Origin of the sequence: Microcystis sp. 49638_E5 (assembly GCF_021300285.1) — a bacterium.
Lineage (GTDB): Bacteria > Cyanobacteriota > Cyanobacteriia > Cyanobacteriales > Microcystaceae > Microcystis > Microcystis aeruginosa_C.
Genome location: NZ_JAJTDH010000014.1, coordinates 1 through 18,451, shown reverse-complemented (window position 1 = coordinate 18,451; position 18,451 = coordinate 1). Strand labels below are relative to the sequence as shown.

The 18,451-nt window shown below is 43.4% G+C and carries 12 protein-coding genes and 4 pseudogenes; 9 read left to right on the top strand and 7 right to left on the bottom strand.

Annotation, left to right across the window (positions count from 1 at the left end; all coding sequences use genetic code 11):
* The gene (locus tag LW728_RS06430) at positions 1–867 is read right to left on the bottom strand and encodes a 6-pyruvoyl trahydropterin synthase family protein (protein WP_002801730.1); all 867 of its coding nucleotides are present in this window, start codon (positions 865–867) and stop codon (positions 1–3) included.
* Positions 868–1,334: 467 nt separating this feature from the next.
* On the opposite strand from LW728_RS06430, the gene LW728_RS06425 reads away from it, so the two are divergent.
* Positions 1,335–2,369, top strand: coding sequence for a hypothetical protein (locus LW728_RS06425; RefSeq protein WP_002801733.1), 1,035 nt, complete (start codon positions 1,335–1,337; stop codon positions 2,367–2,369).
* Positions 2,370–2,515: 146 nt separating this feature from the next.
* On the opposite strand, the pseudogene LW728_RS06420 reads toward LW728_RS06425, so the two are convergent.
* Positions 2,516–2,817, bottom strand: a pseudogene (locus LW728_RS06420) (hypothetical protein); the annotation flags it as partial.
* 17 nt (positions 2,818–2,834) lie between these two features.
* Here LW728_RS06420 and LW728_RS06415 point away from each other — a divergent pair.
* Positions 2,835–3,989 (top strand): annotated as a pseudogene (locus tag LW728_RS06415) (ISL3 family transposase).
* Positions 3,990–4,207: 218 nt separating this feature from the next.
* Here LW728_RS06415 and LW728_RS06410 read toward each other — a convergent pair.
* The 3 genes from LW728_RS06410 to LW728_RS06400 all read right to left on the bottom strand — a co-directional run bounded on the left by LW728_RS06410 (position 4,208) and on the right by LW728_RS06400 (position 7,430).
* Positions 4,208–4,333 (bottom strand): hypothetical protein, encoded by a 126-nt coding sequence (locus tag LW728_RS06410; RefSeq protein WP_287667160.1) that lies wholly within the window; start codon positions 4,331–4,333, stop codon positions 4,208–4,210.
* A gap of 60 nt (positions 4,334–4,393) precedes the next feature.
* Positions 4,394–5,818 carry an ammonium transporter gene (locus tag LW728_RS06405; protein WP_287765788.1) on the bottom strand — a complete coding sequence of 475 codons (1,425 nt, stop codon included), beginning with the start codon at positions 5,816–5,818 and terminating at the stop codon, positions 4,394–4,396.
* Positions 5,819–5,993: 175 nt separating this feature from the next.
* Positions 5,994–7,430 (bottom strand): ammonium transporter, encoded by a 1,437-nt coding sequence (locus LW728_RS06400; RefSeq protein WP_287765786.1) that lies wholly within the window; start codon positions 7,428–7,430, stop codon positions 5,994–5,996.
* Between the two features lie 489 nt (positions 7,431–7,919).
* Here LW728_RS06400 and ribD point away from each other — a divergent pair, with 489 nt between their 5' ends.
* From ribD to LW728_RS06370, 6 genes and pseudogenes are all read left to right on the top strand, one after another.
* Positions 7,920–9,017, top strand: coding sequence for a bifunctional diaminohydroxyphosphoribosylaminopyrimidine deaminase/5-amino-6-(5-phosphoribosylamino)uracil reductase RibD (gene ribD, locus LW728_RS06395; protein WP_287765783.1), 1,098 nt, complete (start codon positions 7,920–7,922; stop codon positions 9,015–9,017).
* A gap of 238 nt (positions 9,018–9,255) precedes the next feature.
* A complete protein-coding gene (gene htpG, locus LW728_RS06390; protein ID WP_287667277.1) occupies positions 9,256–11,229 on the top strand; it encodes a molecular chaperone HtpG in 1,974 nt (657 codons plus the stop codon).
* Between the two features lie 379 nt (positions 11,230–11,608).
* Positions 11,609–13,111 (top strand): DEAD/DEAH box helicase, encoded by a 1,503-nt coding sequence (locus LW728_RS06385; RefSeq protein ID WP_287667150.1) that lies wholly within the window; start codon positions 11,609–11,611, stop codon positions 13,109–13,111.
* Positions 13,112–13,291: 180 nt separating this feature from the next.
* Entirely contained in the window at positions 13,292–13,693 is a 402-nt protein-coding gene (locus tag LW728_RS06380; RefSeq protein WP_002801753.1) for a 4a-hydroxytetrahydrobiopterin dehydratase, read from the top strand.
* 466 nt (positions 13,694–14,159) lie between these two features.
* Positions 14,160–14,438, top strand: a pseudogene (locus LW728_RS06375) (zinc ribbon domain-containing protein); the annotation flags it as partial.
* A gap of 313 nt (positions 14,439–14,751) precedes the next feature.
* On the top strand, positions 14,752–15,117 hold the full coding sequence (locus LW728_RS06370) for a DUF1815 family protein (RefSeq protein ID WP_002801757.1): 366 nt from the start codon (positions 14,752–14,754) through the stop codon (positions 15,115–15,117).
* Between the two features lie 44 nt (positions 15,118–15,161).
* Here LW728_RS06370 and LW728_RS06365 read toward each other — a convergent pair whose 3' ends face one another.
* Both LW728_RS06365 and LW728_RS06360 read right to left on the bottom strand, forming a co-directional pair.
* Entirely contained in the window at positions 15,162–16,127 is a 966-nt protein-coding gene (locus LW728_RS06365) for a glycosyltransferase family 2 protein (protein WP_002801758.1), read from the bottom strand.
* Positions 16,124–17,782, bottom strand: a complete 1,659-nt coding sequence (locus tag LW728_RS06360) for an ArnT family glycosyltransferase (protein WP_287670310.1) — start codon at positions 17,780–17,782, stop codon at positions 16,124–16,126. The genes LW728_RS06365 and LW728_RS06360 overlap by 4 nt, the downstream gene beginning before the upstream one ends.
* 285 nt (positions 17,783–18,067) lie before the next feature.
* Between LW728_RS06360 and LW728_RS06355 the strand changes: the two are divergent.
* Positions 18,068–18,451: pseudogene (locus LW728_RS06355) on the top strand (hypothetical protein); the annotation flags it as partial.

The following is an 18,451-nucleotide window of genomic DNA, read 5'->3' as shown; positions in this document are numbered from 1 at the left end:
TTAAACGGCTGTCAGGGTTTTTTCTAGAAGTTGTCGGGGAGCTTGAACCGAACCACGACAGTGGATTTCCGCAGAATTATTGGGACTTTCAATTAGTTTAACTTTATCTAATTCGGCTCCTAATTGGCGGATCCGTTCCTCCAATAGTTGAGCGATGTGTAAGGCAATATTTTCGGCAGTGGGAACCACTTCGGCAAAGTAGGGAATATCCTTATTTAAAAAAGCATGATCGAAGGGTTCTACTACCAATTCATCGATCGCTTTTTGTAAATCCCCTAGATCAACGATCATACCGGTGCGGGGATCGATTTCTCCCGCCACGGATACTTCTAGGTGATAATTATGGCCATGACCGTTTACCCTGGCGCATTTGCCGTAGATTTCCGAGTTTTGTTCGAGGGTTAATTGCGGTAAAGCCAAACGATGAGCGGCACTAAAATGGGTTTTGACGGTTAAAGTTGCTTCCATATCTTTTCCTTGATATTCTGCCCACAATTCGGGGTGTTCAAATAGTTGAATTTTGACCAATGGTAAATAGGGTGCTAATCTTTGCCAGATAACTCTAGCGATATTTTCTGTGGTGGGTAGGGTTTGCTGAAATTCCGGCCAGACTTGATTGAGATAGGAGTAGTCTAATTGACTGGTTATCTCTCGTTTAATTACCTGTTTAACGGTGGAGAGATTCTCCACCATGCCATAAAGATTGAGTTCTTTGTATAGGGAGACGTATAATTCGTAATTGTGACCATGACCGGGAAAACGGCTACCAAGACCAAAAAGTCTTTGATTTTCGGCTTCGTCCCATTCTGGCAAATAATAGCGATGGCTGGCTGAAAACCGCGCTCGACGATTGATGATGCAATCCATAAATGTGGGCGATCAATGACTTTGTAAAGTTACGTTAAGAGTAACCCCTTCTAGCATAAACCAGTTTTGTCTCCTCTGGCTTGCGGACCGGGGAAAGTTATCCCTCAATTCCAGCAGGGTGCGATCGCTGTGAGCTTCTAGTCAGAAAATTGGGCACAATTATTTGTAGGATGGGTTAGCGGTAGCGTAACCCATGCGGGCGTTGGGTTTCATGCTTCAACCCAACCTACGTTCATTTTATATTTAATTCCACCCACCTACTTAATGCCAACCGTGCATCGTATCCAAAAGTTAGTTTGGGTCTAGGTTTTAAAAATCCCACAAAAGAAGATTCAAGTCTCAAATCAGCAAGGCCGAAAATCCCTTGACTATCAAACTCCCGATCAAGTATTCTACAAACATACTTCAGACTTCCTTGCACTTCAGCTCTGAATCGGCACTTTGTCAATGGGTAAGTCCTATAATTTATGGTCGAGCAAATACCTCCTATTTATTTTCATCTTCCCGCTTCCCATCGACCCGACCCTTTGCCCGATCACGCCGATCAATTACGAACGGGTCGAGGTTCATTGGCTTGGATTTTACAAACTTATTTGCGATTACGCGAATCGAACTTTCCCTGTGAATTAGTAGATACTATCCCTAAAGAAGGCATTGTAATTGGTCATCGAGAATCGTTAGCTTATGATTTTCAACCCTATCCCAAGTTATTACTGGCTTGTGTTAAAGGGGATCAAAATCCTCAACCCTACGCTCAAATTCATATTGTCCAGAATCGACAGGAATTAACTGCTTCTCAACTTTATATACAATCAATAGCCGAAGATCGCTATCTTTTACCAGGTAAGCGATACTTTTTACCCCATTGGACTCAACCAGGCTTATTTCCTCGCGATCCCCAACGGGGCGATCAGTTTGAAAATGTAGTTTATTTTGGCCTTACCTCCAATTTAGCTCCCCCCTTACGCAAACCCGAATGGCAACGGCAGGTAGATAATTTAGGTTTAAACTGGTGCATTCAAACTAATGATCAGTTTTGGCATGATTATCGTCAAGTAGATGCAATCGTCGCTGTTCGTCGTTTCGACTCTAAGGAAACTTATCCTTGGAAACCCGCCACTAAGCTGTATAATGCCTGGTTAGCAGGTGTTCCTGCTATTTTGGGAAATGAATCCGCTTTTCAAGCAGAGTACAAAAGTGAGCTAGATTTCTTTACTGCTAATAATGAGAATGATGTTATTTATTATCTCAAACAATTGCGGGACAACAATTTTTTAAGGCGGCAAATAAAATCTCATTATCAAGAAAGGTCGAAAACCGTGACTGTTAGCCATCTTCTTCAATGTTGGCATCAGTTTATCTTGAATGAATGTGTTCCCGCCTATAATCAATGGTGTTCCCTTTCTCTCTGGCAACAAGAACAGTTCTTTTTGCGTCGTCGTCTCCTGTTGAAATTGAATCAACTGCAAATGAAAACCCTGAAAATCATCACTGCTCAATAGCCAATGGTTCTCGGTGATTGGGGACAGTAATCTTTGAAGTCCTCTTTTTACCCAGTTTTTGGGGTAGTATTCACTTATCTCTCTTAGATGGCGAGTAGTTGAGTAGTTACTGAGATTGACTTGACACTTTTTCTATAGGTTTTTTTCTGATCGGTTTCAATTATAGATATTTTATCTTGAACGAAAATTACCCTTCCTGTACTAAATCAAGATAACCCAAAGATTCGCCAGTATGCGCATCTAATATTTCTTCGTCATCGATAGGATAAACCATCATTCTTTGACCTTTTCGAATTCCACTAATTTCACCTCTATTCATTACTAATTTATAGTCGTCAATAACTTTGACAACTTTGGCAGGGAAGGTTCCTTTGGGTGATAAAAGGGGAGTTTCTGTGACGTTTTCGGCTCTTCTAGGTTCTGTGTGAGCATGGTATAATAGTAACACAGAACAGGAGGTGGGTTATCTGGATAAATTTTGATCAACCCCTCGATTTACCAAATGTAACAGGGGTCAATTATCAAAAAATTGAGCAGACAATTTTCCTAAAGCTCGCTCTTTTAAATGAAACAATTGAATGTCCGAATTTCCATGAAACCTTGGACAGAATCAATCAGACAGAGTATAATCTAGTCAGAGATTTATCAATATTAGGCAGTCGGGTATATTTAGAAGTACCACGCCGCCAGTTTCATTGTCAAAATTGCCAAAAGTATATTAGCGAAAGATTGAGTTTGATGAGATTAAGACAGCATCATACAATCCGCTATGAATCGATGATTTATGAGAGAGTAAAAAATTCTAGTATCGAAGAAATGAGTCGAGAAGAAGGGTTGGCATGGGAAGAAGTTGAATTAATATTTAATCACTTTGCTAAAGAACTAGAAAAGGAAGAGTGGGAAGCACCAGAACGAATAAGCTTAGATGAATTTAGTAACTTAAAAGGACATAAAGATTTCATAACAACGATCGTAGAACTGAACAATAAAATTTTACTAGATGTGATTAAAGGACATAAGCAAGAAGAATTAATGGAAGCCTTAAAAGCACAGCCTCCAGGCGGTTCGAGAGAAGGTGAAAGAAGTGAGCGTCGATATGTGGTCAGGATTTACAGCAGTGATCAAGGAATTATTTCCCAATGCTAAAATCATCTATGCCGTTTTCATGTAATGGATATCATCAATGACGAGCTTAATAAATTGAGAAAGTTAATGGGGGTGCATGAAAAAGGATTACCTCATTTATTATGGAAGAATAAAGAGGACTTAAAGGACGAGCAAAAACAACAACTAGAAGTTATCTTGAAAGAACATCCATGCTTGGGAATAGCGGACGAAATGAAAGAAGAAATTAGACAAATTTATCAAGGTTGTAGAACGTTCAAAGGTGCTGAGAGAAAATTGGAAAAATGGATAAGAATAGGCGGAATATTATATCAAAGTAGTGCCAGTATGATCCAGAAGCATTTGTCGGGTATCTGTAATTACTTTGAAAATCATACAACCAACGGATTAATTGAGGGAATGAATACCAAAATAAAGCTTATTAAAAGAATAAGTTATGGATTTACCAATTTTGAACATCTTCGACTTAAGCTGTTTGCTTGCTTTAATTCATAACAAAAATTAACACAAGAAAACCAGAAGATCCCCCTGCTCCCTAGCTTACCTCATCAGCGATTAAGGGTAGCAAAAAAAAGAATTAGATTCGCAGAATGAATCATACTAAATCTGGTTATTAAAAACTGATTATTTATTCACCCTTTTCCATTTTGCCTCTTGCCTTTTACTTCTCCTCATAAGTAGCCTATACTCAACGGATTTGGTATCATTAAGCCTTAGCGGAGAGTTTTTGGGTCTTCGAGAATCTCTGGATAGTAAAGAGCGAGCATTCTTTGCCAGTGACGGACAGGATCACAACCCCCGGTGACAGAGACAAGACGACCAAAAACGGAATTGTTCAACCCAGTTTCACAGAGACGAAATTTCGCCTCTGTTAGCCAGACTGATAGCCGATTGAATCGCTAATAATTTTCTCGAGGATTTGTGGTCGGAGAATTTTCTTGGTAGGAAAGGCTGCTACCAAACTCGAATTCCTGTCCGTAGGCTTCCTCTCCGTGTTGAGGAACATCTAACCCTTCTGCTTCCGTATTCGGTTTAACTCGCAGATCCATAAATAAACCGAGAACTTTCAGGATGACAAAAGTACCGACGGCAGCAAAGATATAAGTAGCAGCAACGCCAACAAATTGCGTCCACAGCAACCCCGGATTCCCAAAAAATAAACCATCATTTCCGGCTGAATTAACCGCTTTTGTGGCAAAAAGCCCCGTAAGCAGCGCCCCTATTGTCCCGCCGACACCATGGACGGGATAGGTATCCAAAGAATCATCAAAGCGCAATTTTGCCCGCAGACTAACCGCAAAAAAACAGGTAAGGGCAGTGATCGAACCGATGAGAATCGCACCGATCGGCAGCACATAACCGGCAGCCGGAGTTATACCGACTAATCCCCCTAAAAATCCACTAGCAATACCGATCGCTGTCGGTTTACCGCGTAAAATCCATTCTATAAACATCCATGTCAAACCCCCGGCCGAAGCGGCGATCGTGGTATTAACAAAAGCTGTCGTGGCTAGGGAACTAGAGGAAAGCGCGCTACCACCATTAAAACCAAACCAACCGAACCAGAGTAAACCGATACCCAGAAGAACAAACGGCACATTATGGGGTGCATAGGCTTGGACACCAAAACTACGCCGCGGACCGATCATCCAGGCGGCCACCAGTGCGGAAATCCCAGAACTAATGTGAACAACGGTTCCACCGGCGAAATCCAGCGCCCCGGTGGCAGCCAACCAACCCTTACCCCAAACCCAGTGAGCTAGGGGAGAATAGATCAAGGTGGACCAAAGCAGTAAAAACCAAAAATAGGCTTTAAAGTTGACCCGTTCTACGATCGCCCCCGAAATTAAAGCCGGGGTGATGATGGCGAACATCATCTGATAGACCATAAACACTTGATGGGGAACGGTGGGTGCATAACCGATATTGTCAGGTGCGGCGGCGGTGACTCCGTTGAGAAAAATCCAATCCAGACCACCGATAAAAGCTTCAATTCCCTCGCCAAAACCACTTTTACCCGGGGTGACATCAAAAGCGAGACTATAACCCCAAAGCACCCAAGTTACACCAATTACGCCCATGGCTACCAAACTCATCATCATGGTGTTGAGGACGTTACGCGAACGTACTAAACCCCCATAAAAAAAAGCCAGTCCGGGGGTCATTAATAAAACTAAAGCCGACGAGATCAGCATCCAAGCGGTATCTCCAGCACTAATCGGATTGGGGGGAGCGGCGGCGATGGTTTCCGCAAAAACTGGGGCAACTCCGCAATTGAATCCCAGTCCCAGCAAAAGTATGGTTATTCCTACGATCTTTTTCATTGACGGTTGGTGCCTAGTAGCAAGATTAATTTTCTCTGTCCGGAAATAGACAAAAAAACGAAAGAGAAAAGGTTTAGAAGGTAATTGTAGCCACCGATCGCATCGGGGCGAGGCCTTCTTCCTTTTCTCTTTAACTTTGTCGGGGATAGGTTAATCTATCTTTACAAGGTTTACCCTAACGAGTGCTAGGCGTTTCCATGTCAACACTGGAAGCATAATGGCCGCCGGTAACGATATCGGACTCCTTGACGAAACCGCTATAGGCTTCCATTCCGTGTTCACCCACATCCAAACCTTCCATTTCTTCTTCGGGAGTAACACGAATACCGAGGGTAGCCTTGAGGATTGTCCAAACAATACCACTAACAATCAGGGTAAATGCCCCTACTGCCACAATCCCGATAATTTGGTTAATAAACAGTTGGAATTGACCGGTGATTAAACCGGCATCTTTGTTGAAGATACCGACGGCTAAAGTTCCAAACACACCACAGACGAGGTGAACAGAAGTGGCACCCACGGGGTCATCAATTTTCAGGTTATCGAAGAAAGACACCGAGTAAACCACGACTACACCGGCAATTAAACCGATGATTGCCGCCGACCAATAGGAAACACCATCACAACCGGCAGTAACGGCTACTAAACCGGCAAGAATACCGTTAATAATCATCGAAAGGTCGGGTTTACCATCTTTCGCCCAAGCGGTAAAGGTAGCGGCAATGCCACCGGCGGCCCCGGCGAGGTTAGTGGTGACAGCGATATAGGGTACAGTTTCATTAACCGCTAAAGTAGAACCGGGGTTAAAACCGAACCAGCCAATCCAGAGAATTAAACAACCCAGGGTCGCGATGCTCATGTTATGGCCGGGTAAGGCACTGGTGCGACCGTTGATGTATTTACCCATTCTCGGGCCGAGAATTGCCGCCCCGGTTAAGGCAGACCAGCCACCGACCGAGTGAACCACCGTCGAACCGGCGAAGTCTTTAAAACCAAGGTCAGCTAACCAACCGCCACCCCAAACCCAGTGACCGGTGATCGGGTACATGATACCGACGATAATTAAGCTAAAAACAAGGAAATCGACGAATTTAATCCGTTCTGCCACTGCCCCAGATACAATGGTTGCCGCCGTTCCCGCGAAAGCGACTTGGAACAGGAAGAACACTGAGGTGGGCAAAGAGGCAGGCATAACGTAGGTGGCGGGATCGCTACTGCTAAGGAACCAGCCTCCTGTACCGAAAAATTCGTTACTGACAGACCCAAACATCAGGGAGAAACCGATCGCCCAAAATGATATGGTGGAGAGGGCGAAAACGATCAGGTTTTTGGCCAGAACGTTAACGGCGTTTTTCTGGCGACAGAATCCCGTTTCTAGCATCGCAAAACCCGCGTTCATAAAGATCACGAGGATGGCGGCAATTAAAACCCAGATTGTATTGAGGGCGTTTTGCACATCTTCGGGGGTTAGGGGTTTCGCATCTTGGGCTTGTACGGCCGTGTTCCAAACCACGAAAATAATCGCGGACAAAGGAACACAGGCTAACCAGACAGGGTTAATTTTCGGTAATAAACCGACAAGTTCCCCAGATTTTCGAGCAATTCGTTTCATCGTTAATTCGTTTACTTTGTTGAGTTAGTAGGTCGATTCATTACTTTTGAAAATAATCACCGAGCAATTATGTCCGTTCAACCGCTAAATCCTAGGAACAGAGGTCAATCATTTCAGAAGACCAAACACCTAGGGATTTATCTTGATGTGTGAGTAGTCAATGTTTTTTGATCTTTGTTTTTTTTTATTTGAGATTTCTGTATCCTCTGATACGTTTCACTTTAAAATAATAGTAGTAGAGAAGTGATCAATAATTCAGTTATCAGCTTTTTAGCTATCAGCCATCAGCCGTCAGCTTTTTTCCCCCGCTCCCTATCTCCCCTCTCCGGCGCTCCCCTCTCAGCCATCTCCCAATTCATAATTCATAATTTATAGTTCCCGCTCCCCATCTCCCCATCTCCCCATCACCCAATTCATAATTCATAATTCATAATTTATAATTCCCACTGATCACCGATAAAGTCTCCCCTCATTATGGAGAAATAAACCATGGCCCAGGCAACGGAATTCGATCGCACAATGATGCAAAGATGTCTAACCCTTGCTAGGCAAGCCTTGGGGCGGACTTCTCCTAATCCTTTGGTGGGTTCTGTGATCGTTCAAGAGGGGACAATTATCGGCGAAGGTTTTCACCCGGGGGCCGGACAACCCCATGCGGAAGTTTTCGCCCTGAGACAGGCAGCAGAAAAAGCGCGTGGTGCCACTTTATACGTCAATCTTGAACCCTGTAACCACTATGGACGTACTCCCCCCTGTAGCGAGGCAATTGTGCGAGCAGGCATTAAAAAAGTGGTGGTAGGGATGATCGATCCTAATCCCCTAGTGGCGGGGAAAGGCATTCAAAGACTAGAATCGGCAGGGATCGAGACGCTGGTGGGGGTGGAGGAGTCCGAATGTCGTCAACTCAATCAGGGTTTTATCCATCGCATCACCGCTAAAAAACCCTTCGGTATTCTCAAATATGCCATGACTCTCGATGGCAAAATTGCCGCTACTAGCGGTCATAGCACTTGGATTACTAGCCCCGCTTCTCGCCAAATCGTCCATCAATTGCGATCGGCTTGTGATGCGATTATCGTCGGCGGTAGCACTGTCCGTCAAGATAATCCCCACCTCACCACTCACGGCCTCTCTGATCATAATCCCCTGCGCGTGGTCATGACTCGATCGCTCGATTTGCCTCCCTCGGCCCATCTTTGGGATACCAGTCAATTTCCCACGCTTGTCTATACACAAATTGATTCTAATGTCAAGCTTAAGCAACAATTATTAACAAAAGGCGTGGAAGTGATCGAACTCACCGAGGTGACACCCACTTTAGTGATGGAAAATCTTTATCAGAGGGGATTTTGTCAGGTTTTGTGGGAGTGCGGCGGCGGTTTAAGTGCAGCCGCAATCGCTGAGGGCATGGTACAAAAAATTATCGCTTTTATCGCGCCCAAAATCATCGGGGGAATCCAGGCACCTACTGCCGTGGGTGATTTAGGATTCCAGTTAATGAGTCAAGCTTTACAGCTAGAAAATGTCACGGTTAATTATCTCAATCCCGATATTTTGATTGAGGGATATCTGCCAAGTAAAAAGTAGAGCTACTGCAATTCCCCCTCAATCGGCAAATCTCAACCAACCGCTTGTAAAAGTCAAAAAGTCATCAATAACCGCGATTTTTGCGAGCGAGTTCTAGAAATCGCCCCGCTGCCGTTAAATCCCTTTATCGGTACGGTTATCACCCTAGAGGAAGTTGGGCAATCGCTCTGTGATCAATGGTGCCATTATCGAGCAAAATAAAAAAGTTAGAATAGTCAAACCCTTAGTGATTGAACGTATGACGGTACTCGAAAAAGGTAATATCACGATTCATACCGAGAATATCTTCCCTATTATCAAAAAATCCCTCTACACTGACCATGAAATTTTTCTGCGGGAATTGATATCTAATAGTGTTGATGCCATCTCGAAATTAAAAATGGCTTCCTTAGCAGGAGAAGCGAGAGGAGAAGTCCCCGAACCAGAAATTAATCTCGCCATCGATAAAGAAAATCGTACCCTATCAATTACCGATAATGGCATCGGGATGACGGGGGAAGAAATCAAGAAATATATTAACCAAGTTGCCTTTTCCAGTGCGGAAGAATTTATCAATAAATACCAAAAATCAGCCAACGATTTAATCGGTCATTTTGGCCTGGGTTTTTATTCGGCCTTTATGGTGGCTAAAAAAGTAGAAATTGATACTCTTTCCTATCAAGAAGGTGCCACCCCAGTCCATTGGTGCTGTGATGGTTCTCCGGAGTTTGAACTAACCGCTTCTTCCCGCAGCCAAATCGGCACCACTATCACCCTAACTTTAATGGATGAGGAAGGGGAATATTTAGAAGCTGCCCGCATTCGCCAGTTAGTCAAAACCTACTCGGATTTTATGCCCGTTCCCATTAAAATTGATGGGGAAGTGATTAATCAACAACGGGCTTTATGGAAAGAATCTCCTCAAAATCTGACGAAAGAAGACTACCTAGAATTCTATCGTTATCTCTATCCTTTCCAAGAAGAACCTTTACTCTGGGTACATCTGAATACCGATTATCCTTTCTTGCTCAATGGCATTCTTTATTTTCCCAAACTCAGACCAGATGTAGATGTCTCAAAAGGACAGTTAAAGTTATTCTGTAATCAGGTTTTTGTCAGCGATCATTGCGAGGAAATTATTCCCGATTTCCTGATGCCCTTGCGAGGAGTTATCGATAGTCCAGATATTCCTTTAAATGTGTCTCGAAGTGCTTTAACCAAAGATCGTACCGTTCGCCGTATTGCCGATTTTATTGCCAAAAAAATTGCTGATCGCCTCAAATCTCTCTACAACGAAGACGCAAAAGAATATATTCGTTGTTGGGAAGATGTGGGAACCTTTATTAAATTTGGTTCCTTGAAAGAGGATAAATTTAAACAGCAGGTAGAAGATATTTTAATCTATCGCACTACCTACAAACCCCCAGAAACCACAGTACAAGTGGAAGTGCAAACCGCCGAAGGTGACGCATGGCAAGAAGCAACGGCGAAAACTCCCCTAGAAGCGATCGAACAGGAAGGTTATACTACTCTCAAAGCCTACCTAGAACGCCATAAAGAACGCCACGAAAATCGAGTTTTTTACTGTACCGATCCTCGTAGCCAATCCACCTACGTTGAACTCTACAAAAATCAAGGGTTAGAGATCCTCTTCTTTGATTCTTTCATCGATACTAATTACTTTATTCCTTTCCTAGAAAGAGAATACTCCGATGTGAAATTCACCCGGGTTGATTCTGAATTAGACTCGACGCTGCTCGAACAGGATCAAGCTAGTGAAATTATCGATCCCGGTAGTAATAAAACCCGGGCTGAATTGATCAAAGAAATCTTCGCCAAAGCCCTCGATAATTCCCGCATCAATATCAAAACTGAAGCCTTGAAATCCGATGATCCCCAAGGTACTCCCCCGGCAATTGTCTTACTTCCAGAAGCGATGCGACGCTTACAGGAAATGACGGCAATGATGCAACAAAAAGCCATGGCTTTCCCCGAAGAACATATTCTGATGATTAATACTAATCATCCCTTAATTCAACAGATTGTCCAGATTAGTCAGGGAAGTATTGTTACCGGTAGCGGCGAATCTCCATCGGCGCAATTAGCGAAAATGCTCTGTCAGCACGTTTATGATTTAGCTTTAATCGCTCAAAAAGGATTTGATGCCGAGGGAATGCAAGCTTTTGTGGAACGTTCCAATCGCGTTCTGACTAAGCTAACCGAAAAGATTTAATCTATTGCCAAACTTTTGCTGTTTCGATATGCTGAGAGTGTGTTAATTCACACTCTATTTTTTTAACCCGATCAATATGATCTAACGATAAGCTATCTTGCCGCCGTCAGCCTTGAATAAGTTATCAGTTATCAGTTATCAGTTATCAGTTATCAGTTATCAGATGTAAGTTTTCAGTTCACTTATACTGTTTACTGTTTACTGTTTACTGATAAGTAGGGAGGCACAATTATTTGTAGGATGGGTTAGGGGTAGCGTAACATGAGCGGGCGTTGGGTTTCATGCTTCAACCGTTCGGCAAAAGCTCACGGACGAAGCCCAACCTAGGTTCTGTTTACTGTTTACTGATAACTGATAACTGATAACTGATAACTGAAAAATGCGCTTACCCACCCTCAAATATGAGCGAGGAACCTTAATTCTCCATCCACCACCAAAAGGGAAAAAATGGCTAGATTTTGCCACTTGGGATGATCGTATCGAAAGATTTCGCATTTTGGCCATTCATTATCGTCCTCTCGTGGAAACTCTACAGGAGGAGGGTATTAACTTCCAAGATGAAGCAAAAGCTTTTAACAATTTAGAATTAATTGCCAGTTTTGAACGGGAACCCTACCCCCACCAAACGGAAGCGTTAATCGCTTGGAAAAAATCCCAGAGAAGGGGTGTTATCGTCCTTCCCACCGCTGCTGGTAAAACCTATCTTGCCCAATTAGCTCTACAATCGACTCCCCGCAGTACCTTAATTATCGTGCCGACTATTGATTTAATGCACCAGTGGTATGCCCAGATGTTGGCGGCTTTTCCCGATGCCGAGGTGGGATTATTAGGGGGAGGTTCTAAGGATAATAGTGCTATTTTAATCGCCACCTATCAAAGTGCGGCAATTTATTCAGAAACTCTTGGCAATCGTTACGCTTTTTTGATTTTTGATGAATGTCATCATTTACCATCGGATTTCTTTCGGAAAATAGCGGAAGATTCGATCGCACCCTATCGTTTAGGCTTAACAGCAACACCGGATCGCGGTGATGGTAGTCATCAGGATTTAGATTATCTTATCGGTACAATTGTTTATCAAAAAAGTCCCCAAGACTTGTCAGGAAAAGCCCTAGCTGATCATGAAATAATTCAAATTAAAGTGAAACTATCCGCCAAAGAACAGGAAAAATATCAAGAAGCAATTAAGATTCGTAATGATTTTTTAAGAAGAAATAATCTCAGTTTGTCTGGTTTAGATGGTTGGCAAAATTTTGTCATGATTAGTGCCAGAAGTAGCGAAGGGCGCCGGGCGATGTTAGCGCACCGGGAGTCGAAGGAAATATCCTCCGGAACCCAGGGAAAATTGCGGATTTTAGCCGAGTTAATCTGTGAACACTATCCGGAACCAATTTTAATTTTTACCAACGATAATGCCACAGTTTACCGCATTTCCGAGAGCTTTTTAATACCTGCCATAACCCATCAAACTCCCGTGAAAGAACGCCATGAAATCCTGACCCGTTTTCGTCAGGGAGAATACAAAATTCTGGTGACTTCCCATGTTCTTAATGAAGGGGTTGATGTGCCGGAAGCAGGCATCGCGATTATTTTATCGGGAACCGGTTCCACTAGGGAATATATTCAGCGTTTGGGACGGGTTTTAAGAAAAGGCCAACAAGAGGATAAACGGGCGATTTTGTATGAAGTGATAGCCGAAAATACCACGGAGGAAAAAACCTCCCAACGACGACGGGGAGAGCAGAAAAATAAAACTAGCTATAAAACCGGTAATCGACAATTGGAATTATTGCCTTCTCCTCCGAAAAAATCTTTTTCTTTCCCGAAAGCTGCCGAATCTTCTACCCCTTGGGTAAGTTCTCCAGAGTCAGAGGAAGAATAGAAAATTTCTCTGGGGGATTTTCCTCTATAATAAAGGTAAGTAGGTAGGTCAAGGGGGGCAGGGGGGATCCCCCCGCCTATCGGCACCCCCCTTATCAAGGGGGGCAGGGGGGATCAGAGGCAAAATCTATCTTCAATTTAATTATAACTACTTACTTAAAAAATCTAGATTAATACCCCTATGACCGAACTTGCCCAACAAAAATGTCAACCTTATCAATCGGGTTCTTCTCCTATCACTGCCGAGGAAATTACCGCTTTACAGGCTAAAATTCCCGATTGGAATCTCTTAGAATACGAGGGTATTCCCCGTCTGCAAAAACTCTATAAATTTGCCAATTTTCAAGGGGCAATCGCCTTTACTAATGCCGTGGGAGAAGCGGCGGAAAAAGAAGGCCATCACCCCGCTTTATTGACAGAATGGGGCAAAGTTACCGTTTCTTGGTGGACCCATGACGTGGGCGGATTACATCAAAATGACTTTATCATGGCTGCCCGTACCGATGATATTTATCGAAAATTTGGGTCTAAAACCCCGTCCTTTAGCGTAGCGGAGGACGGCTTGACATTTCTAGCTAAATAGCTTACATAGTAGATGTAGTTTGGTAAGCAAAACGCTAAAAGCATTCAAGTACAGAATCTATCGTGCGACTCGTTCCTACCAAAAGTCTAACAGACGTGGGTAGGACAAGGTTGAGAACCTTGATAACTCAATAACCGTGAAGGTGAAAGTCCTTCCCTCCAGATGATGGAGTGACAGCATAACCCCTTCCTGTGGAGAACGGTCATCAAAATGGGAAAAGCGGGGTTAAATGGCAGTAAAGATGAATCTGACATCAAAACCTGTCTAGCATCTAACTAGGGCTTGCTGAATAAATCTAAAAACCTTGTTGGATAAGGCTTTTAGACTTTTTTGACCTCAAAAAGTGCCTTCAGGTACTTTTTCCCTGAAAATTAGGTAACTGACTACCTCAAAATCGGTAAAACCCTACACCCCACACCCCACACCCCACACCCTGCCCCCACCAACAAACTTTTTCAGCAGCCCCTATATAGAAGTTGACAGATTTTTTCCCAGTTCCAAGGCCTGTAGTAACTGCTTAAATCCTGTTGATAGCTTGAGTTTAGAGACTCGTAGTTGGCAATGTCCTAAGTGTGGAGAAACCCACGATAGAGACATCAATGCTGCTAAGAATATTCGAGATGAAGGTTTACGAATTTTGGCGGTAGGGCATACCGCTACTGCTTCTGGAGGGAGAGTAAGACCAAGTAAAGGCAATGCTTTTGCAAGGCATCTCCCCGTGAACGAAGAATCCCCACGCCTTTAGGCAACGGGAGTGTCAAGTAATTGTCAATCTAGATTTGCGAACTTTTTTGTCGAAACTGGATCATAAACTTTAAAAATAGGCATGATGGGAATAGTTGGGATATAGGAGGTGGAAAGATGGATAAACTGGTGGCTTTGTAGTTATATATACTTGGCGAACTCAGGAATTCACGCTACCCTAGGCCTCGGGTTCTTTACATTTTGTTGCTTAACATCCGTAAAAAAACCTGGTTCACATATCTTATTCTCTCAAAAAAGAATCTTAAAAAAGTATTAAGGTTTTATAATTGAGGAGTGTTATCAGGAGGAAAATTGTGTTTAAACGACTTGCAGAACAGCATCGCCAACTGGTCAAAGACTTAGTCATGGATTTACAGGCCTTAGCGATCGCACTAGAAAATCAAGGTTATCTAGCATCTTGCTACACCTGTGGCGGTCAAATGAACAGCGCATCCTTTATGGTGGGATTGGGGGAAACCCATCTAATTCGGTTTCTCGTGTCCGATTACGGCATCACTTGGACAGAAATGCGCGATGATCGAGAGTTAATGAAACTCGAAGGCGCGGAAGCCATCAGCCAACTACAGGAATTAGCCAATCTGATTAAATATCAAATTTCGCCAGCGGAATTTATTGACAAAAAACCCTCCTCCGTGCTGCAACGGTTAGAGACGGTTTAACCCGATATATGACCTAGACCTGTATGTTTAGTGAACTTTTTTCCCTAACCTTTTGGCCAACTGTTAGCTAGATAAGCCATTCGTTTCATCTCTTTTCGTCCCCGGGAGACGGAATCGAGGATCATGCCACAGGTCAAACTTAAAAAGGCTAAAAGCATGATCGAGGCCGATAAAATGGCGGTGGGAAAACGTGGTACTAAGCCAGTTTCGAGGTATTCAAACAGGACGGGGATCGCTAAGAGGAGGGAAATAACCGCCAAAATGAGCGAGACAAGGCTAAAAAAGAGAAAAGGACGAATTTCTTTAAAAAGTAGGATAGCGGTTCCCAATACCCGCCAGCCATCTTGAAAGGTTTTTAACTTACTTTGGGAACCTTCGGGACGTTCCCCGTAGAGGGTTGGTTCTTCAGCGAAGGGAATTTTTAATTCTAAAGCGTGGATAGTTAACTCGGTTTCAATCTCGAAACCATTGGATAAAGCGGGAAAAGATTTGACGAAACGACGGGAAAAGACACGATAACCGGAGAGCATATCGATTAAACGCGCTCCAAACAGAAATTTAACGAATCCTGTTAAAAACAGATTACCAGCGCGATGACCCCGGCGATAAGCCTGGGAGGATTTTACCGCTTCCCGACGCGCACCGACCACCATATCCAATTGTTCCCCCAACATTCGTTCAATTAAGCGACGTACTGCCGCAATTTCGTAGGTATCATCACCATCAATAAGAATATAGATATCGGCCTCGATATCGGCAAACATCCGCCGGACAACATTGCCTTTTCCCGGTTGGATTTCCTGACGCACGATCGCCCCCGCTTTCAGTGCTTCGGTCACGGTATCATCGGTAGAGCGGTTGTTATAAACATATATTGCCGCTTCTGGCAAAAAAGTTTGAAATTGGGAGACAACTTTAGCGATCGTTAGTTCTTCATTGTGACAGGGAATGATGGCGGCGATACGGTAGTTTTTCAGGGAAATCGGCGGAATAGCGGTCATTTCGATCATGGCTGACGACAATGTTTAATGATAGTTAGGGGTGTTTCTTGACGTTGGACGGCATGAACAATGGGACAATGGGGGAAAGCTTGGAAATAATCGTATCGGGATATAGCTAGATAATAATCGGGGTCGGCGGCCTTTCCCCAAGCAAAGTCATCTCGATAGATCATTGTCAGGTTTCGTTGGTGATTCTCTACCATTTCCGCCGCAAACATCGGACCGGCAACGACAATGGTAGAGTTAGCGGCGGCATTTTGATTAAGCCATTCCATCCCCTCTTTGAGACTTAATCCCCAGTAATCGGTTTCCTGTTGACCTTGGGCCGCTTTTAAGCCTCCGTAGGCGCGGTTATAGTAGGTGTATTCGTAGGGATGTAGGCTAATCATGTCGTGGACAATGAGGCTAAAGTTGAGGATTAGCAGGGTAGTGAGAAAGATTTTTATTGACTTTTGTTTGAGTTTATGGTATGTCCAAATAATGGCCGTAGTTGCGATCGCTGCTAGGGCGGGAATGACAAATAAAAAGTGACGGATGCCGTCGTAGAGAGTAGATTGACGCAGGATAGCAACGGTAGGCAGTAAAAACGCTTGGAGTACGGTGATTAGGGCGCAAGCACGCTGGGTTGGCGTTAATTTGGTCATTTTTGTCAAAATCCCAATTACACCGACCAGGGCGGCGATTTGCAGGAGGACGGGGGTGGTGAGGGAAAATAGCCGGGGTAGATAGTACCACGGTAGGGAACGACCGGGGATATTTTGACCGTCAAAGAGAACCGTATTATCCCAGATGTTATACTTTGACATGAGGGTTATCGCTTCGATAAACCAAGTAATCGGGGTTCTCCAAGCGGCAGGATGGACTATATAGGTTGTTATTGCCCAAAAAATTATAATAACTGCGTATAGGGGCAGAAAACGCCAGAGAGTTTTGGGGAGGGTTTTGATATCCCATCGGGCCACCAGATGGGCGAAGATGAGATAAAAGAGGATAAAAAAGCCACCGATGCGAATTCCGGTGATTAAACCAGCGAGAACCCCGTAGAGACAAGAATAAACGGTTAAACGGTTAAATCCTAGTTTAATAGCCTGATTTTCGGATCGAAAATATTTATCTAGCAATAGGGAACCAGCGAAGGTTCCGAGGGTGAACATGGCTGCAAAGGGAATATCTTTGGGATTAAAGAAGCTATGACCCCAAAAAGCGGGAAATAGGGCTAAAATTAGCGCACCTAACCAAGCAGATTCGATTCCTGCTAGGATAGCGACGATTCCCACCACCGATAGATAGGTAATCAGGGAAAAAAGAAAGGTGACGACGTGCTTAACCCGGGTTATTTGCCAGATCCTCGATAGCCATTCCTCCTTATCGGTGGGATTGGGGGGAAGATTGGGGGTAGCAGGGAAAAAATTTTCTTTGGTTTCATAGATAAGTTGGGATATGTAGTTAAAATAAAAGCCGTAATGACGCGACATTTCTGATATGGGCTTGTTTTCTCGGATATATTCGAGATTATGATTGACCATATCCACTTCGATCGGTTCGTCCCAAGTGATACCATAGTTTCCGACAACCGATAAACCGATTATCGCCAGAACTAGGATGACCGATAGAATTTTTAGATAAGCTTGCTTGACCGAGATTAACCCTTTTCTGGACTTCATGGGCGATCGAGTCAGTATGGTGGGCAATTTTATCACCTTAGTATATCAAAATTTGGTCAACTTGCCCAAAGACGTTTTTTGGAGTCAAAAGTTTCCGTTTGTATTTGTTAGCCAAACATGGTATATCAAGTAAAAAGCTATCAGCTAAAAGGCCGACTCATCCCAGAGCTAGTAATTAGTCTAATGGCACAGTAAAAACTAATAACTGATTGGCTTTTGCTGAAAGTAAACAGTCCTATTGGGTTTAGTTTTCTCGTCGAAGTCACCAAAATTATTGATTAAATTATGGCATTATTAAAACGGTTCACCCTCACTCATCCCCTCTTCTGGGCAGTAGTTTATTTTATCGGATTAGGGATTTTATCAGTTATCTTAGGTCAAGATGTTAGTTGGGATTTACGCAATTATCATTTTTATAATCCCTATATGTTATTAACGGGACGTTTTAAGTATGATGTCCTACCCGCACAGATACAAACTTTCTTTAATCCTTTGATGGATGTTCCTTTTTTCGTTGCTATTTATTACTTAAAACTACCTCCTGTGGTGGTTGGTTTTTTCTTGGGAGGATTTCACGGTTTAAATCAGTGGTTGGTTCATTTAATCACTTATCACTCCTTCGATAAGGTTTGCGAAAGATACAAGATAACTTTAAGCATAGCGGCAGCA